Annotated in this window: 30 protein-coding genes and 1 tRNA gene; 18 read left to right on the top strand and 13 right to left on the bottom strand. The window is 67.8% G+C overall.

Going from position 1 to position 20,315, the window contains the following annotated elements; translation table 11 throughout:
* The first annotated feature begins 21 nt into the window (after positions 1-21).
* The 6 genes from FHS97_RS05460 to FHS97_RS05485 all read left to right on the top strand — a co-directional run bounded on the left by FHS97_RS05460 (position 22) and on the right by FHS97_RS05485 (position 5,196).
* Positions 22-936: a DUF808 domain-containing protein gene (locus FHS97_RS05460; protein WP_184034276.1), complete on the top strand. Its 915-nt coding sequence runs from the start codon at positions 22-24 to the stop codon at positions 934-936.
* Between the two features lie 286 nt (positions 937-1,222).
* Complete coding sequence (cobA, locus tag FHS97_RS05465) at positions 1,223-2,011, top strand: uroporphyrinogen-III C-methyltransferase (protein ID WP_184034279.1); 789 nt, start codon at positions 1,223-1,225, stop codon at positions 2,009-2,011.
* Positions 2,008-2,304 (top strand): DUF2849 domain-containing protein, encoded by a 297-nt coding sequence (locus tag FHS97_RS05470; RefSeq protein WP_184034282.1) that lies wholly within the window; start codon positions 2,008-2,010, stop codon positions 2,302-2,304. Before cobA ends, FHS97_RS05470 begins: the two co-directional genes overlap by 4 nt.
* A gap of 40 nt (positions 2,305-2,344) precedes the next feature.
* Positions 2,345-3,976, top strand: a complete 1,632-nt coding sequence (locus FHS97_RS05475) for a nitrite/sulfite reductase (RefSeq protein WP_184034285.1) — start codon at positions 2,345-2,347, stop codon at positions 3,974-3,976.
* Positions 3,969-4,430: a DUF934 domain-containing protein gene (locus tag FHS97_RS05480; protein ID WP_184034288.1), complete on the top strand. Its 462-nt coding sequence runs from the start codon at positions 3,969-3,971 to the stop codon at positions 4,428-4,430. The genes FHS97_RS05475 and FHS97_RS05480 overlap by 8 nt, the downstream gene beginning before the upstream one ends.
* On the top strand, positions 4,423-5,196 hold the full coding sequence (locus FHS97_RS05485) for a phosphoadenylyl-sulfate reductase (RefSeq protein ID WP_184034291.1): 774 nt from the start codon (positions 4,423-4,425) through the stop codon (positions 5,194-5,196). The genes FHS97_RS05480 and FHS97_RS05485 overlap by 8 nt, the downstream gene beginning before the upstream one ends.
* Before the next feature lie 20 nt (positions 5,197-5,216).
* Here FHS97_RS05485 and FHS97_RS05490 read toward each other — a convergent pair whose 3' ends face one another.
* Genes FHS97_RS05490 through FHS97_RS05500 form a run of 3 tightly spaced genes read right to left on the bottom strand, consistent with a single transcriptional unit; the run spans position 5,217 to position 6,681 of the window.
* Entirely contained in the window at positions 5,217-5,852 is a 636-nt protein-coding gene (locus FHS97_RS05490; RefSeq protein ID WP_184034294.1) for a trimeric intracellular cation channel family protein, read from the bottom strand.
* Complete coding sequence (locus FHS97_RS05495; RefSeq protein ID WP_184034297.1) at positions 5,849-6,232, bottom strand: hotdog fold thioesterase; 384 nt, start codon at positions 6,230-6,232, stop codon at positions 5,849-5,851. Before FHS97_RS05495 ends, FHS97_RS05490 begins: the two co-directional genes overlap by 4 nt.
* Complete coding sequence (locus tag FHS97_RS05500) at positions 6,229-6,681, bottom strand: PaaI family thioesterase (RefSeq protein ID WP_184034300.1); 453 nt, start codon at positions 6,679-6,681, stop codon at positions 6,229-6,231. Before FHS97_RS05500 ends, FHS97_RS05495 begins: the two co-directional genes overlap by 4 nt.
* Before the next feature lie 186 nt (positions 6,682-6,867).
* On the opposite strand from FHS97_RS05500, the gene FHS97_RS05505 reads away from it, so the two are divergent.
* The 3 genes from FHS97_RS05505 (at position 6,868) to FHS97_RS05515 (ending at position 8,384) form a co-directional block, all read left to right on the top strand.
* Complete coding sequence (locus tag FHS97_RS05505) at positions 6,868-7,173, top strand: glycine zipper 2TM domain-containing protein (RefSeq protein WP_159758889.1); 306 nt, start codon at positions 6,868-6,870, stop codon at positions 7,171-7,173.
* A gap of 114 nt (positions 7,174-7,287) precedes the next feature.
* Entirely contained in the window at positions 7,288-7,716 is a 429-nt protein-coding gene (locus FHS97_RS05510; protein WP_184034303.1) for an OsmC family protein, read from the top strand.
* Between the two features lie 98 nt (positions 7,717-7,814).
* Positions 7,815-8,384 carry a glycine zipper 2TM domain-containing protein gene (locus FHS97_RS05515; protein ID WP_184034306.1) on the top strand — a complete coding sequence of 190 codons (570 nt, stop codon included), beginning with the start codon at positions 7,815-7,817 and terminating at the stop codon, positions 8,382-8,384.
* Positions 8,385-8,474: 90 nt separating this feature from the next.
* Here the strand turns inward: FHS97_RS05515 and FHS97_RS05520 are convergent, their stop codons facing one another.
* The gene (locus FHS97_RS05520) at positions 8,475-8,696 is read right to left on the bottom strand and encodes a hypothetical protein (RefSeq protein WP_184034309.1); all 222 of its coding nucleotides are present in this window, start codon (positions 8,694-8,696) and stop codon (positions 8,475-8,477) included.
* Between the two features lie 91 nt (positions 8,697-8,787).
* Between FHS97_RS05520 and FHS97_RS05525 the strand changes: the two genes are divergently transcribed.
* The 3 genes from FHS97_RS05525 to FHS97_RS05535 are packed head-to-tail and all read left to right on the top strand — an operon-like array spanning position 8,788 to position 10,619.
* Positions 8,788-9,117 carry a DMT family transporter gene (locus tag FHS97_RS05525; RefSeq protein WP_184034312.1) on the top strand — a complete coding sequence of 110 codons (330 nt, stop codon included), beginning with the start codon at positions 8,788-8,790 and terminating at the stop codon, positions 9,115-9,117.
* Positions 9,118-9,153: 36 nt separating this feature from the next.
* Positions 9,154-9,534 (top strand): fluoride efflux transporter CrcB, encoded by a 381-nt coding sequence (gene crcB / locus FHS97_RS05530; RefSeq protein WP_184034315.1) that lies wholly within the window; start codon positions 9,154-9,156, stop codon positions 9,532-9,534.
* Positions 9,531-10,619, top strand: coding sequence for an RluA family pseudouridine synthase (locus tag FHS97_RS05535; protein WP_184034318.1), 1,089 nt, complete (start codon positions 9,531-9,533; stop codon positions 10,617-10,619). Before crcB ends, FHS97_RS05535 begins: the two co-directional genes overlap by 4 nt.
* A 92-nt stretch (positions 10,620-10,711) precedes the next feature.
* Here FHS97_RS05535 and FHS97_RS05540 read toward each other — a convergent pair whose 3' ends face one another.
* Complete coding sequence (locus FHS97_RS05540; RefSeq protein ID WP_184034321.1) at positions 10,712-11,434, bottom strand: Sir2 family NAD-dependent protein deacetylase; 723 nt, start codon at positions 11,432-11,434, stop codon at positions 10,712-10,714.
* Positions 11,435-11,774: 340 nt separating this feature from the next.
* Here FHS97_RS05540 and FHS97_RS17425 point away from each other — a divergent pair, with 340 nt between their 5' ends.
* Positions 11,775-12,656 (top strand): PEPxxWA-CTERM sorting domain-containing protein, encoded by an 882-nt coding sequence (locus tag FHS97_RS17425; RefSeq protein WP_246346495.1) that lies wholly within the window; start codon positions 11,775-11,777, stop codon positions 12,654-12,656.
* Positions 12,657-12,673: 17 nt separating this feature from the next.
* Positions 12,674-13,453 carry a TSUP family transporter gene (locus FHS97_RS05550; protein WP_184034324.1) on the top strand — a complete coding sequence of 260 codons (780 nt, stop codon included), beginning with the start codon at positions 12,674-12,676 and terminating at the stop codon, positions 13,451-13,453.
* A gap of 4 nt (positions 13,454-13,457) precedes the next feature.
* Here FHS97_RS05550 and FHS97_RS05555 read toward each other — a convergent pair whose 3' ends face one another.
* Together FHS97_RS05555 and FHS97_RS05560 are read right to left on the bottom strand one after the other, a co-directional pair.
* Positions 13,458-14,033 carry a L,D-transpeptidase family protein gene (locus FHS97_RS05555; protein ID WP_184034327.1) on the bottom strand — a complete coding sequence of 192 codons (576 nt, stop codon included), beginning with the start codon at positions 14,031-14,033 and terminating at the stop codon, positions 13,458-13,460.
* A 54-nt stretch (positions 14,034-14,087) separates the two neighbouring features.
* Complete coding sequence (locus FHS97_RS05560; RefSeq protein WP_184035090.1) at positions 14,088-14,348, bottom strand: hypothetical protein; 261 nt, start codon at positions 14,346-14,348, stop codon at positions 14,088-14,090.
* On the opposite strand from FHS97_RS05560, the gene FHS97_RS05565 reads away from it, so the two are divergent.
* Positions 14,347-14,985 (top strand): murein L,D-transpeptidase catalytic domain family protein, encoded by a 639-nt coding sequence (locus FHS97_RS05565; protein WP_425506285.1) that lies wholly within the window; start codon positions 14,347-14,349, stop codon positions 14,983-14,985. The genes FHS97_RS05560 and FHS97_RS05565 overlap by 2 nt on opposite strands.
* A gap of 127 nt (positions 14,986-15,112) precedes the next feature.
* On the opposite strand, the gene FHS97_RS05570 is transcribed toward FHS97_RS05565, so the two are convergent.
* The gene (locus FHS97_RS05570) at positions 15,113-15,415 is read right to left on the bottom strand and encodes a chorismate mutase (RefSeq protein WP_184034333.1); all 303 of its coding nucleotides are present in this window, start codon (positions 15,413-15,415) and stop codon (positions 15,113-15,115) included.
* A 180-nt stretch (positions 15,416-15,595) separates the two neighbouring features.
* On the opposite strand from FHS97_RS05570, the gene rpsD reads away from it, so the two are divergent.
* Entirely contained in the window at positions 15,596-16,210 is a 615-nt protein-coding gene (gene rpsD, locus FHS97_RS05575) for a 30S ribosomal protein S4 (RefSeq protein ID WP_184034336.1), read from the top strand.
* A 296-nt stretch (positions 16,211-16,506) separates the two neighbouring features.
* Here the strand turns inward: rpsD and FHS97_RS17430 are convergent, their stop codons facing one another.
* The 3 genes from FHS97_RS17430 to FHS97_RS05590 form a co-directional block, all read right to left on the bottom strand.
* Positions 16,507-17,052 (bottom strand): response regulator, encoded by a 546-nt coding sequence (locus tag FHS97_RS17430; RefSeq protein WP_246346496.1) that lies wholly within the window; start codon positions 17,050-17,052, stop codon positions 16,507-16,509.
* Between the two features lie 197 nt (positions 17,053-17,249).
* Positions 17,250-17,325, bottom strand: a tRNA-Ala gene (locus tag FHS97_RS05585).
* Positions 17,326-17,409: 84 nt separating this feature from the next.
* Entirely contained in the window at positions 17,410-17,730 is a 321-nt protein-coding gene (locus FHS97_RS05590) for an FYDLN acid domain-containing protein (RefSeq protein WP_028965402.1), read from the bottom strand.
* Between the two features lie 99 nt (positions 17,731-17,829).
* Here FHS97_RS05590 and aroA point away from each other — a divergent pair, with 99 nt between their 5' ends.
* On the top strand, positions 17,830-19,167 hold the full coding sequence (gene aroA / locus FHS97_RS05595; protein WP_184034339.1) for a 3-phosphoshikimate 1-carboxyvinyltransferase: 1,338 nt from the start codon (positions 17,830-17,832) through the stop codon (positions 19,165-19,167).
* On the top strand, positions 19,164-19,787 hold the full coding sequence (gene cmk / locus FHS97_RS05600) for a (d)CMP kinase (RefSeq protein WP_184034342.1): 624 nt from the start codon (positions 19,164-19,166) through the stop codon (positions 19,785-19,787). Before aroA ends, cmk begins: the two co-directional genes overlap by 4 nt.
* Here the strand turns inward: cmk and FHS97_RS05605 are convergent, their stop codons facing one another.
* Together FHS97_RS05605 and FHS97_RS05610 are read right to left on the bottom strand one after the other, a co-directional pair.
* Positions 19,788-20,162 (bottom strand): type II toxin-antitoxin system RelE/ParE family toxin, encoded by a 375-nt coding sequence (locus tag FHS97_RS05605; protein ID WP_221233154.1) that lies wholly within the window; start codon positions 20,160-20,162, stop codon positions 19,788-19,790.
* Complete coding sequence (locus FHS97_RS05610; protein ID WP_343053387.1) at positions 20,059-20,313, bottom strand: type II toxin-antitoxin system ParD family antitoxin; 255 nt, start codon at positions 20,311-20,313, stop codon at positions 20,059-20,061. The genes FHS97_RS05605 and FHS97_RS05610 overlap by 104 nt, the downstream gene beginning before the upstream one ends.
* Between the last annotated feature and the right edge of the window lie 2 nt (positions 20,314-20,315).

The following is a 20,315-nucleotide window of genomic DNA, read 5'->3' on the forward strand; positions in this document are numbered from 1 at the left end:
CCGAACAAGGATCGACAGACAATGGCAAGCGGACTGGTCGCGCTGCTCGACGATATCGCCGGACTGACGCGGCTGGCGGCGGCATCGCTCGACGATGTCGGGGCCGCCGCCACCAAGGCGGGGACGAAGGCGGCGGGGGTGGTGATCGACGATACCGCGGTCACCCCGCGCTATGTCGTCGGGCTGTCGCCGAAGCGCGAACTTCCGATCATCGGCAAGATCGCGCTGGGATCGATCCGCAACAAGTTGCTGTTCCTGCTGCCCGCCGCGCTGATCCTCAGCGCGATTGCGCCCTGGGCGCTCGCGCCGCTGCTGATGCTGGGCGGCGCGTTCCTGTGCTTCGAGGGCGCGGAGAAGGTGATCGAGGCGGTGTCCGGCGGGCACGGCGCGGACGAGGAAGCCGTGACCACTGATCCGGTCGCGCTGGAGAAGCAGAAGGTGTCGGGCGCGATCCGCACCGATTTCATCCTGTCGGCCGAGATCATGGTGATCGCGCTGCGCGAGGTCTCGGACCAGCCGCTGCTGACGCAGGCGGTGACGCTGGCGATCGTCGCGGTGGCGATCACCGCGGGCGTTTACGGCGTCGTCGCGCTGATCGTGAAGGCGGACGACGTCGGCCTGTATCTGGCGCAGCGGCCCTCGGCAGCGGCGCAGGCGATCGGACGCGGGCTGGTGAAGGGCGTGCCGGTGCTGATGCAGGTGCTGACCATTGTTGGCACCGCGGCGATGCTGTGGGTCGGCGGCGACCTGCTGATCCACAACGCCGCCGACGTCGGCATGCCGGCGCCGGCCGCGTTCGTCCACCATCTCGCCGAGGGTGCAGGCGGCGGGGCACTCGGCTGGCTCGTCAGCGCGGGGATCGCGGGGGTGTTCGGGCTGATCGTCGGCGGGGTGATCGCCTTGGTGATGCACAAGGTTCATGCGGCGCGGCATTGAGGTTCGACACAGGCTTGTCGCCTTCGTGACGGTGTCGCGCTTGAACTCGACAGACATGGGCCCCTGCCTTCGCAGGGGCGACGGCGCTTGTTGATTGGGCGCTCGCCACTTCCACCGTCGCCCCTGCGAAGGCAGGGGCCCATGTCTGTCGAGTTGACACGACCGGCCGCCCCAGACGGCACGCCGCTGTGTCCGCAGCAACAACCACCACCAAACCAATCCTACGCCGCCGCCAAGCATCGCTCGATTGCACCCCCTGCCGCCCTGCCCCATGTGCGATGGCATCATGGCGACGCTTCTTGATCCCGACGCGCGCGGCCGCGTCATCCTCGTCGGTGCCGGCCCCGGCGATCCCGGCCTGCTCACCGTCCGTGCGGTGGAGGCGCTGCGCTCAGCCGACGTCGTCGTCCACGACGGGTTGATCGACCCGCGCGTCCTCGATCTCGCCCCGCCCGAAGCGCATCGCATCTCGGTCGCCAAGCGCCGCGCGCGTCACACGCTGCCGCAGGAAGCGATCAACGCGCTGATCGTCGCACATGTGAAGGCCGGCAGCGTCGTCGTGCGGTTGAAGGGCGGCGATCCGTTCATCTTCGGGCGCGGCGGCGAAGAGGTCGAGGCGGTGCGCGCCGCCGGGCTGGCGGTCGAGGTGATCCCGGGCGTGTCGGCCGCGCTCGGCTGCGCCGCCGAGGCGATGCTGCCGCTCACCCACCGCGACCACAGCTCGGCGGTCACCTTCGTCGCCGGCCAGTGCAAGGGGCTGACCGATCAGGACTGGTCGGGACTCGCCGGGCAGGGCCGCACGCTGGTGATCTACATGGGCGTCGCGACCGCCGAGGCGATTGCCGACAAGCTGATCGCCGACGGCGTCGCGCCCGACATGCCGGTCGCGGTGCTGGAAAAGGGCACGTTGCCCGGTCACCGCGCGCTGCGAACACTGCTTGCTGACCTCGGCGCGATGGTGTCGCGCGAGCAGGTTGCGAGCCCGGCGATCATCGTCGTCGGCGAGGTGGTGGAACTGTCCGACGCCGAAGACCGGCTGGCGGGCTATGCGAAGGTGGCGGAGACGATGGCATGAGGCTGGTGACCGGCAACGATCTGGCGACCGGCGACGTGGTGTGGTGGACCGGCCGCGACTGGTCGCGCCATATCGCCGACGCCAGCGACGCCGGTGAACGCGCCGAGGCGATCGCGCGCGAGGAAGAGGCCGCGCGGCGCGTCAACGTCCCTTATGTGATTGAGGCGAGCGAGACCCCCGACGGTCCCCGCCCCGCGCATATCAAGGACCGGATTCGCGCGCTCGGCCCGACCGTCCGCCCCGATCTGACGCTCAAGCCCGCCGATGCCCTCGCGGGCGACTGGGTGATCTGAACCCCTCCCCGCCGCCTGTGCGGGGATCGAGGAAGCAACGATGTACAAGTACGACGAATATGACCAGTCGATCGTCGATGCGCGGGTCGAGGAGTTTCGCGACCAATGCCAGCGGCGGCTGTCGGGCGAGCTGAGCGAGGATCAGTTCAAGCCGCTGCGGCTGATGAATGGTCTCTACCTGCAGCTGCACGCCTATATGCTGCGTGTGGCGGTGCCCTATGGCACGCTGAACGCGCGGCAGATGCGGATGCTGGCGCATGTCGCGCGCAAATACGACCGCGGCTACGGCCACTTCACCACCCGCCAGAACATCCAGTATAATTGGATCAAGCTGGAGGACGCCGCCGACATCCTCGCCGAGCTGGCGACGGTCGAGATGCACGCGATCCAGACCAGCGGCAATTGCATTCGCAACATCAGCTCGGACCAGTTCGCGGGCGCTGCCGCCGACGAGGTCACCGACCCGCGTCCGTTCGCGGAGTTGCTGCGGCAGTGGAGCACCTTCCACCCCGAATTCACCTACCTGCCGCGCAAGTTCAAGATCGCGGTCATCGCGGCGGACGAGGATCGCGCGGCGATGCGGCTCCACGACATCGGGCTGCAATTGCTCGAGCGTGACGGCGTGCTGGGCGCGAAGGTGTTCGTCGGCGGCGGCATGGGGCGCACGCCGATGATCGCGCCGGAGATCAAGGACTTCATCCCGGCCGACCAGCTGATGAGCTATCTGGAGGCGTGCCTGCGCGTCTACAATCGCTATGGCCGGCGCGACAATATCTACAAGGCGCGGATCAAGATCCTGATCCACGAACTGGGCGCGGACAAGTATCGCGCCGAGGTCGAGGAGGAATTTGAGCAAGTTCGCCAGCTCGGCATCGACCCGCCCGCCGCCGAACTGGCGCGGATCAGCGCGATGTTCGCCGCGCCCGCCTTCGCCGCCTCTGACGGCGCGGTCGCCGACCGCAGCGACCCGGGCTTCGCGGTGTGGCTCGACCAGAACGTCCGCGCGCACAAGCAGCCCGGCCATGCGATCGTCACCATCTCGCTCAAGCCGATCGGCGGCATCCCCGGTGACGCCTCCGCCGAGCAGATCGACGTGATGGCCGATCTCGCCGAACGCTACAGCTTCGACGAGCTGCGCGTGACGCACGCACAGAACATCGTCCTGCCGCACGTCCGCGTTGCCGATTTGAAGGCGGTCTGGGAGGCGCTCAGCGAGGCCGGGCTGGCCGACGCCAACCTCGACCTGATCAGCGACATCATCGCCTGCCCGGGGCTCGACTATTGCGCGCTCGCCAATGCACGCTCGATCCCGCTCGCGCAGAAGATCGGGCAGCGCTTTGCCGACCTCGACCGGCAGCGCGATCTGGGTGAGCTGAAACTCAAGATCAGCGGCTGCATCAACGCCTGCGGCCACCACCATGCCGGGCACATCGGCATCCTCGGCGTCGACCGGAAGGGCACCGAAAATTACCAGCTGCTGCTCGGCGGTTCGGGCGCGGAGGACGTGTCGCTCGGCAAGATCACCGGCCCCGGCTTCGACGAGGACGGCGTGGTCGATGCGATCGAGCGCGTCACCGACACTTATGTCCGCATCCGGGAGACCGGCGAGCGCTTCGTCGACACCTATCGCCGCGTGGGCATGCAGCCGTTCAAGGAGGCGATCTATGGTTGAGGCGTTCGAGGTCGACGTGATCGACGACCGCGCGCATCTGCGCTTCCGCGACGGCGCGGCGCATGAAGAGCCGGCGGTGACGCTCGACGCCTTTCTCGCCGGCCAGTCGAACGCAACTGCGGTGCGGATCGAACCCGGCGACGATGCGCGCGCGCTGATCCCGCACCTCGACCGGCTGGCGCTGGTCGAGGTGTCGTTCCCGACGTTCCGGGACGGGCGTGGCTATTCGGTCGCGCGGATCCTGCGCGAGGCGGGCTATGCCGGCGAGCTGCGCGCCGAGGGTGACGTGCTGGTCGATCAGATCCCGCTGATGCGCCGCTGCGGCTTCGACGCCTTCGCGCCGCATGCTGCGGTCGACCCGGTCGTGCTCAAGCGCTCGCTGGAGCGCTACGACCATGTCTATCAAAAGGCCGCCGATGCGGCGGTCCCGGTCTGGAAATTGCGCCATGGGTGAGCCTGCCCACGATCTCCCGCTCCACAACCTTGACGTCATCGACGTCCGCCCCGCCTTTACCGCCACCGATGCCGCGGCAATGCAGGAGCGGTTCGAGGGTGTGTCCGCGCCCGACATGCTGCGTGAATTGCTGACCGGCGAGCTGGCCGGCCGGATCGCGGCAGTATCGTCGTTCGGGGCCGAGTCGGCGGTGCTGCTGCACATGATCGCGTCGGTCGACCGCGACGTGCCGGTGATCTTTACCAATACGCAGAAGATGTTCGGCGAGACCCTGGCCTATCGCGACGAATTGTCCGAGCGGCTGGGGCTGACCGACCTGCGCGTGTTCCGCCCCGACCCGCGCCTGTTGCGGCTGAAGGATGAAAAGGGGCTGCGCTGGTCCTACGATCCCGACGGCTGCTGCGACTTGCGCAAGGTCGAGCCGCTGCGCCGCGCGCTCCTGCCGTTCCAGTCGTGGATTTCGGGGCGCAAGGGCTTTCAGGCGAGCACGCGCAAGGCGCTGCCGCGCTTCGAGGAGGATGAGGGCCGGTTGAAGATCAACCCGCTCGCCGACTGGTCCAAGGACAAGCTCGATGGCTATTTCGCCGAGCACGACCTGCCGCGCCACCCGCTTGAGGCGCAGGGCTATCTGTCGATCGGCTGCGCGCCGTGCACGTCTAAGGTGCGGCCGGGCGAGGACCCGCGCGCCGGGCGCTGGCGCGGCTGGGACAAGGTCGAATGCGGCATCCATGTCGCGGAAAAGCCGGGCGAAGAACCGGCGTTTTAACGGCGGCCGCCCGCGTTGCCCTATCGCTCACCATAAGCCGGCAGCGCCAGCTTGAAGCGGATCGCGGCCGCGCGCAGCACGAAGCCGGCAAGCGCCGCGATCACCGCGGCGTGCCACGGCACCATTCCCATCTCGCGCAGCCCCACGTAGCACCCGGCCGCCAGCGCGGCAGCGGTGACGTACAATTCGGGGCGCATCAGGATCGAGGGCTCGCCGGCCAGCACGTCGCGGATGATCCCGCCGACGCAGCCGGTCACCACCCCCATCAGTGCGGCAGGCAGCGGCGGCACGCCATAGCCGAGCGCCTTGGCCGCACCATAGACGGCATAAGCGGCGAGCCCGACCGCGTCGAACCAGTCGAGCGCCGCCCCGCGCCACCAGCGCTCGGGCGTGATCCAGATCACCCCGGCCACCAGCAGGCACACCGCCGCGACGCGCGAATCATGCACCCAGAACACCGGCGCGCCGATCAGCAGGTCGCGCACCGTCCCGCCGCCGACCCCGGTGATGAGCGCGAAAAAGGCCAGCGTCACCGGCGTCTGCGCGCGTCGCGCCGCCGCCAGCGCGCCCGAGGCGGCGAATACCGCCAGCCCAGCGACGTCGAGCCACGGCGCGAATGCGGGCAGCAACACCTCCGGGTCGAGCGGCGGAGTCATCCGGTCGCGCGCTCGATCAGATAGTTCATCCGCGCAGTGGCGATCGGGCGCGTGCGGTTGTCCTGCCACGCCACCGCGGTGACGGTTGCGATCCGCGCGCCGAGCCGGGTGATCTCGCCCGCCGCGCGCGTGACGTGATCGCGCCCGCCGCGCATGAAGTCGACCGTGGCGTTGATCGGCTTGATCCGCGCCGTCTCCGCCGCCAGCGCGTGGCGCACCGCCGCGACCGCCGCGACCTCCAGCAACCCGGCGATCGCGCCGCCCTGCAAATAGCCGGGCCGTCCGACGACATGATGGCCGAACGGCATCACGATCTCGGGAACGCCGTCGACCAGCTCCAGCGTCACGCCGAGCAGCCCCGCATAGGGGGGCAGCGTCACGCCGCCACCCGCGGATAATTGCCAGCGGTCGCCATGAAGGTGGCGGCGACCTGCGCGATCGGATCGGCGGGATCGCCGTCGTGCGCGATGCCGCGCGTGAAGGCGATCGAGCGCGTGACGCGCAGACATTCGCCGCGCCCGATCACGATCTGCCGCGGGCGGGCGGGGCGCAGATAGTCGATGCGCAGGTCGAGCGTGGCATGCGCGACGAACGTGGCGCAGCGGTGCCAGACCGCGAGGCTGGTCGCGACATCCATCAGCGCGATGATCGGGCCGGAGGCGATGATGCCGGTCTCTTCATCCCCGACCAGATCCTCGTGCCACGGCTGTGCGACCTCGATCCAGCCGACGCCGTGCGCGTGGTAGCGCTGGCCGAGCCGTCCGCCGTGCCCGGCGACCGACGGGGTCTCCAGCAGGTAGCGCGCCATCGCGGTCGGGTCCCAATCCATCGCTCGCCCTCTACACACCCGCCGGGCGCGCGCAACGCCGCATCGGATCGTGGTCCGCTCCGGTGCGGTTCGGGGGCGACGCCGGGATGTCCCATGATGAACGCGACGTTGTTACAGGTTCATGCAACTGCGCTAAAAGAAACACGTTTCGGTCGCATCACGATTGAATGAACGGGAGATTGTTTCATGCGTAAGCTCATGCTCGCCTTCGGCGCGGTCGCCATGGTCGCACCGACGCTGGTCGCCACCACGGTCGATGCCGATGCGCAGCGCCGCCACAAATATCGCGAATGGCGCGGTAATGACGGTCGCCTGCGCTGCCGCAAGCCCGACGGCACCACCGGGCTGGTGGTCGGCGCCGTCGCCGGCGGTCTGCTCGGCCGCACCATCGACTCGCGCGGCGACCGGACGCTCGGCACGGTGCTGGGCGGCGTCGGCGGGGCGCTGGCCGGTCGCGAGATCGAGCGGAGCGGCAAGCGCCAGTGCCGCTGAGGCACGAAAAATAACCCGTCGATGCGCCTTTCGGGAGCAAGCGACGTTTGAGGAGGCGCGATCCGTGACGGCACGGGTCGCGCCTTTTACGTGTGACGACAAGGAGAGCAGAACATGCCTACCCGCAGCGGATCGGCACGGTACGAAGGTTTCGGCAAGGACGGTCATGGCTGGACATCGACCCAGTCGGGCGTGCTCAACGACACGCGGTACGGCTTCGGCTCGCGGTTCGAGGACGGGCCGGGCACCAACCCGGAGGAACTGATCGCCGCGGCGCACGCCAGTTGCTTCACGATGGCGTTGAGCTTCGCGCTGGCGGGTGCGGGCTATAACGATGGCACGCTGGAGACCGACGCACGCGTGACGGTCGAAAAGGACGGCGACGGCTTCACCATCACCGCGTCCAAGCTGAACCTGAAGGCGAAGGTCCCGGGGATTGATGCCGATGAATTCGCGCGCATCGCCGAAGAGGCCAAGGCGAACTGCCCGGTCTCCAAGTTGCTCAAGGCCGACATCAGCCTTACGCATGAGCTGGAACAATAATGTCCTGAAAATGAACGCAAGGTAGTATTGCGTTCACGCAACCCACGCCCCGCCGTCCACGTTCTCGCCTAACTCTGGTTAGCAGAAGGGAGCGAGTTATGCGTATCATCATGGCGGCGGTGCTCGGGGCGACCGCCTTGACCTCATTGTCGGTCGCGCCCGCGCAGGCGCAGCGTCCGCGCGAGGCGAACCGCGAGTATCGCGAGGACGTGCGCGACGCGCGCAAGGAATATCGCGAGGATCTGCGCGATGCGGACTCGCGGCGCGACGTGCGTGAGGCCCGCCGCGAATATCGCGACAATGTTCGCGACGCGCAGCGCGATCGCAACGACCGTGTGCGCGACTGGCGGCAGTCGCGACGCTACGACTACAACCAGCTCGAGCCCGGCCAGCGCCGCTATTACGCCGACCGTTACTATCGCGACGGTGGCAATTACCGGCAGCGCGCGCTGACCCGCAACGACCGCGTCTATCGCGGCGGCGACGGTCGCTATTATTGCCGGCGGAACGACGGCACGACCGGCTTGATCGTCGGCGGGCTGGCCGGCGGTGCGCTCGGCAACGTCATCGCCGGTGGCGGATCGCGGCTGCTCGGGACGCTGGTCGGTGCGGGCGGCGGCGCGTTGCTCGGCCGGCAGGTCGATCGCGGCCAGGTGGTCTGCCGCTGAAGAACGGGCGCCCGGTGACACGCCGGGCGCTTCGTTGTGGGCGGCACGCGTGGCGGAGCAGCCCTCCCCCGCTCATGCCACGGGCGTGCGTCAGATCAGCCCACCACCCAGCATCAGACGCAGACCAAAGATCAGGATCAGCACGAGGTTGAGGTTGCGCCCGCCATTGCGCGACGACAGCGCGCCGATCGCCGCGCCGACCACCGCGATCGGGATCACGAACCAATAGCCCCAGGCGAAGAACGGCAGGAACGGCACGATCCCGAGCAGGAGCGCGACGAGGCCGATGGCGATCGAGAACAGGTTCAGCATGCGCCGAACATGGCCCCTCCACCGGTGTCCTGCAAGAGCAAGACACGTCTGACGGCTCGCCAAGCCGACACCAACGCGCGACAAGGGGCGCATGGCCTATCTGCTGCTGCTGATCGCGATCGTCGCCGAAGTCACCGCCACCTCCGCGCTGAAACAGTCGGACGGGTTCACGCGACCATGGCCGACGCTGGTGACGGTGGCGGGCTATGCGATCGCCTTTTACTTCCTGTCGCTTACCCTGCGGACGCTGCCGACCGGCATCGCCTATGCGATCTGGTCGGGCGTCGGGATCGTGCTGATCACCGCCGTGGCCTGGCTGTGGCACGGGCAGCGGCTCGACGTCGCGGCGATCGCCGGCATGACGCTCATCATCGCGGGCGTGCTGGTCATGAACCTGTTCTCGAACAGCGCGCACGGCTGATTTCCCTTGGACGCGGAAACACGATAGGGCGCGGCGATGAACTCCCTCTTTCTTGTCATGGCGGGCGGCGCGGTCGGCGCCGGCGCACGCCATCTGACCGGGCGCGCGATGACGCAGGCGCTCGGGACCGGCTGGCCGTGGGGCACGCTGACCGTCAATCTCGTCGGCGGCCTGCTGATGGGGCTGCTGGTCGGCGTGCTCGCGCGGTCAGCGTATGCGAGCGGCGAGACGTGGCGGCTGCTGCTCGGCGTCGGCGTGCTCGGCGGCTTCACGACCTTTTCGTCGTTCGCACTCGACGTGGTCGGGATGATCGAGCGCGGCGCGCTGGTCGCCGCGCTCGGTTACGTGCTGCTGTCGGTGGTCGGTGCGGTGGTCGCGCTGTTCGCCGGGCTCGCGCTCGCACGGGTGCCGGCATGAGCGACGCCGTCCGCCAGTTCACCGTCGGCTATGACGATGACGGAATCCGCGTCGACCGCTGGTTCAAACGGCATCTGCCCGACACCAGCTTCACCACCGTCGCCAAATGGGCGCGCACCGGACAGTTGCGCGTCGACGGTGCGCGGGTCGGTCCCGGCGACCGGATCCAGGCCGGGCAGGTGCTGCGCGTCCCGCCGCCCGAGCCCGAGCGTGCCGAGGAACGCCCGAAGCGCGAGCGTCCGCCGCTCAGCGACGATGAGGCCGCGTTCGCGCGCGAGCTGGTGATCCACAAGGACTCCGCCGCGCTGGTGCTCAACAAGCCGCCGGGCCTCGCAACGCAGGGCGGCACCAAGACCGTCCAGCACGTCGACGGGCTGCTCGATGCGCTCCAATATGAGGCGGAGGGACGGCCGAAGCTGGTCCACCGGCTCGACAAGGACACGTCGGGGGCGCTGCTGGTGGCGCGCAACGCGCGCGCGGCCGCGGCCTTTGCCAAGAGCTTCTCCAGCCGCACCGCCAAGAAGGTCTATTGGGCGCTGGTGGTGGACGTGCCGTCGATCGACGACGGGATGATCGAGCTGCCGATCGCCAAGCAGCCCGGCACCGGCGGCGAGAAGATGCACGTCGACGAGGAGAACGGCCAGCCGGCGCGCACCCGCTACCGCGTGATCGAGCGTGCCGGCAACCGTGCCTGCTGGGTGGAGCTGCAACCGTTCACCGGGCGTACGCATCAATTGCGCGTGCACATGGCGGCGATCGGGCATCCGATCGTCGGCGATGGCAAGTACGGCGGCCCGGCGGCGTTCCTGACCGGCAACATCAGCCGCAAGATGCACCTTCACGCGCGCCGCATCCGCGTCGACCATCCCGATGGCGGCGAGATCGACGTCACCGCGGAGCTGCCGACGCACTTCAGCGAGAGCCTCGCGAGTCTGGGGTTCGAGGTGATGGCGGGCGACATGATGCCGCTCGACGTCAAGCTCCCGCCGACCCGCGAGGAGAAGAAGGCGCGTGCGCGCGCGCATGCCAAGACGGTGCGCAAGGAGCGCCGCGGCGAGCGACGCGGCCGCGGCGCGGCGAAGTAGCTGCCGTCGCCCCGGACCCTTCGACACGCTCAGGAGAGCCTTGATCCGGGGCCCCGTTTCCCGGCGACCGGGGTAAGAAGCGGGATCCCGGATCAAGTCCGGGATGACGGAGGGTATGATGTAAGAACCTCATCGACCCACGCCGGCACCAGTATGCCTGCCGGTCCGCGCCGTGTTTCGTCAAACCACCCGCTGCCCTCCGACCGATCGAGGTTCAACTCCAGCGTCGCTGCGCCATGTTCCCGCGCCAGCCGGACGAACCCCGCTGCCGGATAGACCGCGCCCGACGTACCGACCGACACGAACAGATTAGCGCGCGACAAAGCGTCCGCGATCCGCTCCATTTGATACGGCATCTCACCGAAGAACACGATGTCGGGTCGCAACGCCGGAGCGCCGCACGCCGGGCAGCCGGTTCGCGGCGGCAACGCCGCCTCCCACACGCGCCGCGCCCCGCACGCCGCGCACAGAGCGGAGCGCAGCTCGCCATGCATGTGCAGCAGCCGCACCGCCCCGGCCCGCTCGTGGAGATCGTCGACGTTCTGCGTGACGATCAGCAACGCGCCGCGCCATTCGCGATCGAGCCGCGCCAGCGCGTCATGCGTCACATTGGGCGCGACCGAAGCCAACGCCGCGCGCCGCAGATCGTAGAAGCGGTGCACCAGCGCGGGATCGCGCACCAACGCCTCGAGCGTGCACACATCCTCGACCCGGTGCCCCTCCCACAACCCGCCCGGCGCGCGAAAGGTAGCGATCCCGCTTTCCGCCGAGATGCCGGCGCCGGTGAGAACGACGATCGTTGGCAGCTGAATCACCGCCGCATGCTAGGACACATAGGCAGCCGCGAAAAGGTGGCCTGGCCGCGATCGAGGTCCCGGGCGAATACGGCACCTCTAGGGGCATGCGGGTATTTCTTACAAGAAAGCGACGTACACCGTATGCCCGTATCGTAACGTTCTTGATGCACGATCTATATCTCAATGCCTTAATGGCGATGTGTATAAATAGCATCGACGCATAGTCTCAATTCAGAACAGCAATCGCCAAAGTCTCCCGCTCCTCTGTTCAAAAGGGCGGCGTTAAGGCCGCTGCGTAAAGGAGCGGGGTCGTGCCTGTTGCTCGCACATTCCACTCCTTCAACGCAGGGAGACTGTCATGATACGAGCACTCGCAACCGCATTAGTGGCAACAAGCGTCGTTGCCATGCCGGTACAGGCGGCTGTCACCTTGGCTGGAACCGACAAATTTCAGTCGATCCAGATATTCAATCGAAGTGGTGCCCACGCGACCTCGGACACGACGCGAAACACCCCGCTGCGTGATGACGTGAAAACGGTGGAGACGAACACGCTGCCCAGCTCCGCGATTTCGCTGTCCACCCAAATCAGCACGTCGGATGCGAGTGGGGACACGACTGCTTCGGCCAGCGCCACCGGCAGCGCGACAGCCGCGTTCGAGTCGGCAGCCAAAGGGACGATTACCTTTGCCGGGACATTCGCCTCCGACGTATCTGGAACCCAGAAAGCTTTTGGGGAGTCGTTTACCGAGAATCACTTCATTTATCTGTTCTCGTCCGATCAGGATGCGACGTTCACGATCGACTATTTGTTATCGGGTCCGGTTTGCGCGTGCTTCAAAAACAACTTCCAGTTCTTTGATCGGACCGAATATTCGCCCGACTCGGGTCTGTTGCGCTGGATGGGCGGAACAGATCTGGCGGATAGGGTGTCCGCCCAAGTCCGAGCCGGTCATATCTATGAGCTGAAGATCGACCGGTCAGACTCGCCCGGACGTAACGAAATACCATATCAGGCGGGCGCGGGATCGACGCGTTTCTCGAACTCCAGCGTGTTCAGCTTCGCGATCTCCACGGCCAGCGCGGTGCCCGAACCGACGAGTTGGGCGTTGATGATCTGCGGCTTCGGCTTGACGGGAGCAGCTTTGCGCCTGCGGCGACGGACCGCGCTCCGCCCGCCTGAAGGTCAGGTAGCACCTGCGCCGCTCGAGGCGCAGGTCTCGCTTGCGCCCGCCACGTGAGCGAATAAGCCAGCGCCATGCATCTCGCGCCCGACATCTTCGCGTTCCTCGTCCTCGTCGCGTTCGTCGCGGGCGCGATCGATGCGTTGGCGGGTGGCGGCGGGTTGCTGACGATCCCGGCGCTGCTCGCGGCCGGCGTGCCGCCGGTCGCGGCGCTGGCCACCAACAAGTTGCAGAGCGCGGTCGGGACGGGCTCGGCGTTTCTGACCTTCTGGCGCGCCGGGCATGTCGACCTGCGCCGCTTCGCGCTGCCTGCCGCGGGGGCATTCGGCGGGTCGGTCGTCGGAGCCGTCGCGGTGCAGCATGTCGATCCGCGCTTTCTCGCGGCGTTCGTTCCGGTGCTGCTGATCGCGATGGCGTTCTATTTCCTGCTCGCCCCGCCGATGAGCGAGGCGGATCGCCATGCCCGGCTCGGGCGTGCCGGATTGACCGGCGTGACCACCCTGCTCGGCTTCTACGACGGCTTCTTCGGACCGGGAACCGGCTCGTTCCTGACCACCGCGCTGGTCGCGCTCGGCGGGCTCGGGCTGGTGCGCGCGATCGCCAATACCAAGTTCCTGAACCTCGCCACCAACGTCGCCGCGCTGAGCGCGATGATCGCGGGCGGCAAGGTTCTGTGGCTGCTCGGCGGGGCGATGGCGGCGGCGAACGTCGCCGGCAATCAATGCGGCGCGTGGGCGGCGCTGCGCTTCGGCGGTAAGGGCGTACGGCTGCTGCTGGTCGTGATGTCGATCGCGCTGACGATCAAGCTGCTGTCCGACCCGGCCAATCCGTTATGGGCGTGGCTGGGCCGCTGACGGCTCAGCGGCTGGCATAGTCGTTGGCGTGCGCCGTGTCCTCGGCATCGCCGCTCGGGAGGAACGCGCCCGCGACATAGGCTTCGTCGGTGACCTCGACGGTCGCACCGAGCTGCGTCGCGTCGAACAGCTTCTTGGCGAATTGCGACGGCAGGCGGATGCAGCCGTGCGATGCCGGAAAGCCGGGATTGCGCCCGGCGTGGAGCGCGACGCCGTCCCACGTCAGCCGCTGCATGAACGGCATCGGTGCGTCGTCATAAAGGTTCGAGCGGTGCTGCGCCTTCTTCTGCAGGATCGTGAAGGTGCCGGTCGGGGTCGGGCGGTCGTCCGATCCGGTCGATACCGAGGAGGCCGCGACCAGTTGCTGCCCGCGGAAGACGTAGGCGCGCTGGTCGGGGATCGAGATCAGCACGCTGACCCGCCCGGGACGATCGGCCGCGGGGGTCCAGACGAAGCGGTTGGGGGGCAGCGTCGCCGCCGCCTCGGTGATCGCCAGCGCTTCGCTTCCCGCCGCGGACGCCGGCATCGCGACACCCGTCGTCAGCAGGGCGGCGAGCAGGAAAGGAGCGATTCGGCGCATGGCGATGGCTTTCCGACTTTCGTTACGAAGGCCGGCCCGTCCGGCTGTCGTGGATCAGTCAACGCGCGGCGGCCCTTTCGGTGCCGGCGACGAAGCGTTCAGCATCTGCGGCAAATGCGCCGGGATCAGGCGCAAACAGGAGTTAACGTTGACGATAATTAACCCGTTCCATGCTACATCATCGGCATTGGAGCGGGGATTAACGTTACTCATGATGCACTCGCAGGATACGGTGTCGTCACGCCGTGCTTTGCTGAAGACCGGCGGATTGTTCGTCGGCGCCTTGATGATCCCGGGCGCGGTGTCGGCCGGCATGCGCGACCGCGCGCGCCGCGGCACGCCGGAGTCGCTGATCCCGGATGACTTCTTCCATCCGTCCGCCACGCCGGTCGCCCAGCCCGCGGTTGCCAGCGCGACCGTGCCGCCGGCGCTCGACGCGCCGGGCGTCAATCCGCAATTGCTGAAGCGCGCCCTGGCGGCGCTCGATCGGCATGGCAGCCGGATCGCCAAGCGCGACCGGATCGCGGTGGCGGACTTTTCGGCGGGATCGAGCGCGCCGCGCTTCCACCTCATCAATCTCGAGGACGGACGCACCGTGTCGAAGCTCGTCGCACACGGCAGCGGCTCGGATCCGGGGCACACCGGCTATCTGCAGCGCTTCTCGAACCAGAACGGCTCGAACGCCTCGTGCGAGGGCGCGTTCGCGACGTCGGATTACTACGTCGGCAAGCATGGCCGCTCGCAGCGGCTGATCGGGCTGGACGCGACCAACAACAATGCGCTCGACCGCGCGATCGTGGTCCATGCAGCATGGTATGCCAACCCCGACATGATCCGCGAGCGCGGGATGCTGGGCCGCAGCCAGGGCTGTTTCGCGGTCGGCGAGAACGAGCTGACCGAAGTGTTCGAGCGGCTCGGGCCGGGGCGGATGATCTACGCCGCGAAGGTGTGAGCTCGCCGAGACTCGCATCACCCCGGAGGTGATCCGGGGCCGCGCGGCTCTCTTTATTCTCGGTCCCGCTGTCCTGCGCGGGCCCCGGATCACGTTCGGGGCGACGTTTCGCAGCTATGCCTGGCGGCTATCGCGCGTCGAACGCCGCCAGCTCATAGGCGATCGACGCCTCGACCAGCGTCTCCCACATCGCGGCGACCGCGTCGCCGGGCAGGCCGAGCCGCTCCGCCTCGTCGCGGGCCTGCGCGATCACCTGCGCCTTGCGCGCTTCGTCGCGCACCGCGCCGCGCGTGGGCTTGATGCGCGCGGCGGCGTCCATATAGTCGAAGCGGCGCCGCAGCAGCGCCACCAGCTCGCGGTCGAGCGCGTCGACGCCGGTACGGACGTCGCTCATCGTGGTGCAATGCTGGCCGGGCAGGATCTCGCTCATGCCGCGTTGCTTGGCGACCGGCGCGGCGTCTGTCCAGCTTGACTTGAGCGCGCTGCCCGGCTAGGCGCGCCGCTTCGCAATCGCCCCCGCATCCCGGTGAAGCGGCGGGCCTGCACCTCGATCCGGGGTGCGGCGCGAGACCGGGACCTACGTTGTTCGCTTATTGCAAAAGGTTATTTCATGTCGAAGCGCCATAGCGCCAAGTACAAGCTCGACCGTCGTCTCGGCGAGAACATCTGGGGCCGTCCGAAGAGCCCGGTCAACAAGCGCGAGTACGGCCCCGGCCAGCACGGTCAGCGCCGCAAGGGCAAGGTGTCGGACTTCGGCATCCAGCTGCGCGCCAAGCAGAAGCTCAAGGGCTATTACGGCGACGTGACCGAGAAGCAGTTCCGTCACGCCTATGACGAAGCGTCGCGCATGAAGGGCGATACCTCGCAGAACCTGATCGGCCTGCTCGAGCGTCGTCTCGACGCGATCGTATATCGCGCCAAGTTCGCGCCGACGATCTGGGCGGCGCGTCAGCTGGTCAGCCACGGCCACATCCGCGTCAACGGCGTGAAGTGCAACGTCGCGTCGCGCCGCTGCTCGATCAACGACGAGATCTCGCTGGGCAGCAAGGCGCAGGAAATGGCGCTCGTCATGGAAGCGCAGAACCTCGCTGAGCGCGAAGTGCCGGATTACGTGGCGCAGGACGGCAATACCAAGGTGACGCTGGTCCGCGTGCCGACGCTGGACGAAGTGCCCTATCCGGTGAAGATGGAGCCGAACCTGGTCGTCGAGTTCTACTCGCGCTGATCGTCTCCGCCCGGCGGCAGCGCTTGCCGCCGACGGATCGGACAGGAAAAAGGCGGTCCCTTCGGGGCCGCCTTTTTTCGTGCCGGGCGCGGGCGCTGCGCATCCCGGCACCGCGAAGCCGTTCACAAGCACGCAGCAGTCGAGGCACGGCGAATTGGCGGAACGCCTGACCGCGACGGCGCCTTCAGGGACGCCTTCGCAGCGGTGCGGGGTCGCGGATCAGGAGCGGGCCGGTGCAATGAAGCAGATGGCCCCAGAAGATTGCCGATCCCCCCCAAGCTCCGGCAGGCGGACCGTCAACAACCCGGCAAGGCACGCCGGAAGGACGCCAGCAACGCCGCTGCCGTCACGGGTTTTTGCAGCACCTCCGCTCGTCCGACATCGCCGCACGCCTGCGGCCACGCCGTGACAAAGGTGACCGGCACGACCGCGAACATCGCGCGGATCGCCTTGATGGCGGACGGCCCCGTCCCGTCCGACAATCGAACGTCCGACGTGATGAAATCGGGACGACGCGCTTGCGCCGCGGCGATGGCGTCGGTTTCGGTGGTGGCGATCGTGACCGAGCGCGCCCCGCCTGCGCGGAGCACGTCCTCGATCTGCATCGCGATGTACGGCTCGTCTTCGATGATCAGGACGTGGCACATATCGCGGACCCTCCGGTGAGAGATACGTGACCGGATGGTTTTTGGATGCCCGCGCGGCGACCGGACGGGTCGGTCTACGGCTGCGCACAAGCCAGCGATCGCCGGCATCAATGCGATGGTGATCGTGCCCGCCCCCCGGATCGGCACCGAGGGTGCGAACACTACGGAGCGCGCGTGCCCGGCAGGACCAGCCATGGTCCGCGCCCGCCAACGTCCTGGCCTCGACACGGTGGCCAATCAGCGGCGGGAAGCGACTGACGCGAAAAAGGATGATTATCCGGCCGCAGCGATTGGCTGCACACGATTACCCGCAACCGGCGAGCAGCGCGGGACGGACTGTCGGCAAAGTAAGGATGATGCCGCTAGCGCGATACGCCAACGCGGGACGGGAATGGTGGAGCCGAGGGGGATCGAACCCCTGACCTTCGCAATGCCATTGCGACGCTCTCCCAGCTGAGCTACGGCCCCATTCCGTCCGGGAGGCAGCCCACTAACCGGGGGCTGCCGGCTTGGCAAGCGGCAATTTCACCGCTCGCCAAGCTTTTTGGAAGGTCAGTTGTTTTCGTCGTCTTCGTTGCTGGTTTCGACGCCCAGATCGTCGTCGCCGCCGAGATCGACCTCGTCGTCGGGCGAGGGCTCCTCGTCTTCACCGGTGTCCAGATCCTCGTCGTCACCGGCCAGATCGGCGTCGACCTTCTCCTTGTCGGGCTTGGCGGCCTCGAACGGCAGCGGCTGCTTGGACTTGAGGATCGGCTCCGGCTGCCATGCATAACCGCAGTTGATGCAGGTGACGGGCTCGTCCTTCTGGAGGTCGTAGAAACGCGTCGCGCATTTCGGGCACGTACGCTTCGTGCCCCATTCCGGCTGGATCATGCCGTGAAAAGCCTTTCGGATGGGTGGATCAAACAGGTTGCCCTGTGAAGTGGCGCGTGCCTTGCCATAGCGCAAGGCGGCTGGCAAGGCGCGGCGCGCATGGCGCATTCCTCCTCCCCCGCTCCGTTCACCGTCCCCTCGCCCGCGCGGCTGGCAGGACGGATCCGCGTTCCCGGCGACAAGTCGATCAGCCATCGCTCGCTGATGCTGTCCGCGCTGGCGGTCGGCGAAAGCCGCGTCGAGGGGCTGCTGGAGGGCGAGGACGTGCTCGCCACCGCCGCGGCGATGCGCGCGATGGGCGCGACGATCGAGCGTGGCGACGACGCGATCTGGCGTATCCACGGCGTCGGGGTCGGCGGGCTGCTCCAGCCGAGGCAGGCGCTGGAGATGGGCAATTCGGGCACCTCGACGCGGCTGCTGATGGGCTTGGTCGCGAGCCATCCGATCACCGCGACCTTCACCGGCGACGCCTCGCTGTCGTCGCGCCCGATGGCGCGCGTGACGGTGCCGCTGGCGCAGATGGGCGCGTCGATCGAGGCGTCGCCGGGGACGAAGCTGCCGCTGATGGTGCGCGGGGCGTGCCCCGCGGTGCCGATCGAATATGAGCTGCCGGTCGCCTCGGCGCAGGTGAAGTCGGCGGTGCTGCTCGCCGCACTCAACACGCCGGGGATCACGCGCGTCATCGAGCCGGTGCCGACGCGCGATCACAGCGAGCGAATGCTGGCCGGGTTCGGCGCACAGCTGACCGTCGAACAGGGGCCGCGCGGGCGGGTGATCTCGCTGACCGGCGAGGCGGAACTGAAGCCGCAGTCGATCGTGGTGCCGGGCGACCCCTCCTCCGCCGCCTTCTGGATGGTCGGCGCCTCGATCGTGCCGGGCAGCGACGTGCTGATCGAGAATGTCGGGCTCAACCCGACGCGCGCCGGGCTGCTCACCGCGCTGCGCATGATGGGGGCGGACATCACCGAGCTCGACGCGCGCGTGGTCGGCGGTGAGCCGGTCGCCGATCTTCGCGTCCGCCATGCAACGCTCGCCGGGATCGTCGTGCCGCACGATCTCGCACCGTCGATGATCGACGAATATCCGGCGCTGTTCGTCGCCGCTGCCTTCGCCGAGGGCGCGACGGTCGCGCGCGGGGCGGAGGAGCTGCGCGTCAAGGAGAGCGACCGGATCGCAGCGATGCGCGCCGCGCTGTCGGCCAACGGGGTCGCGACCGACGAACATGAGGACGGGCTGACCGTATATGGCTCTGGCGGCGAGAAGATCGCGGGCGGCGGCACGGTCGCGACCAAGCTGGATCACCGGATCGCGATGAGCATGACCGTCGCGGGGCTGCACGCGCGCGATGCGGTGACGATCGACGATGTCGCGCCGGTCGCGACCAGCTATCCGGCCTTTTATCAGCAGCTCGCGCAATTGTCGGAGGACGGCGCATGATCATCGCGGTCGATGGCCCCGCCGCATCGGGCAAGGGCACGATCGCCCGCGCGCTCGCCCGCCACTATGGCATTCCGCATCTCGATACGGGGCTGTTGTATCGCGCGGTGGCGACGCAGGTGACGCGGCTCGATCTCGATCCCGCGATCGAGGCGGATGCGGTCGCTGCGTGCGACTTCGACGATCAGTTGCTCGCGGAGCCGATGCTGCGCGACGATGCCACCGGGCAGGCCGCCTCGATCGTCTCGGCGCATCCGCTGGTACGCGCCGCGCTGCTCCAGCGGCAGCGGCGGTTCGCACACCAGCCCGGCGGCGCGGTGCTCGACGGCCGCGACATCGGCACGGTGATCGCGCCAGACGCCGACGCCAAATTGTTCATACGCGCCACCCCGACCATCCGCGCGCGGCGGCGCCATGACGAGCTCCAGAAGCGGGGCAGTGCGATCAATTACGACCAGGTGCTGGCCGATATTCGGACGCGCGATGATCGCGACAGCTCCCGCTCCACCGCGCCGCTGGTGGCGGCGGACGATGCGATGGAGCTGGATACGAGCTTTCTGTCGATCGACGCCGCCGTGTCGCGCGCGATCGCGCTGGTGGAGGCGAGGGTGCAAGGCTGATTAGGCGTTGTGCTGCCAGTCCTCTCGGGCGTGGCGGATGCGGAGAACCTCAATGCCGTTATCACGAACGCCATAGACGATTAAATGCGCGCGATATGGGTAAGCTCTAACCGGCGGCTCGAGTTCATGTCGCAATCGAGCGGCGTGCGGAAACTGGCTCAGAAACTCTACCGTTCGCCAGAATCCCGCTGCATAATTATCCGCCTGTTCGGCACCATATCGCTCCACCCCGCTAAGATAGATCGCCTCGAAATCGAGTGATGCCCTACGCCTAAGTCTGAACCGAGACAGCGGCCGCCTCCATTGCCTTGGCGCGTACGTCCGCCATAATCTCGTCCACTGACCGTGGATCGATCCCACTCGCCCGCGCTTCATCCACCAACCGCTGCATGTTCGCGATCTTCTCCGCACGCACCTGTTCGCGGCGGATCAGGTCGCGCACGACGTCGCTGGAATTGCTGTAGCGGCCGGTCGCCGCCTGCTGCTCGACCCAGTCCTTCATGGCATCGGGGAGCGAGATGTTCATCG

Origin of the sequence: Sphingomonas endophytica (assembly GCF_014199415.1) — a bacterium.
GTDB classification, from domain to species: Bacteria; Pseudomonadota; Alphaproteobacteria; order Sphingomonadales; family Sphingomonadaceae; genus Sphingomonas; species Sphingomonas endophytica.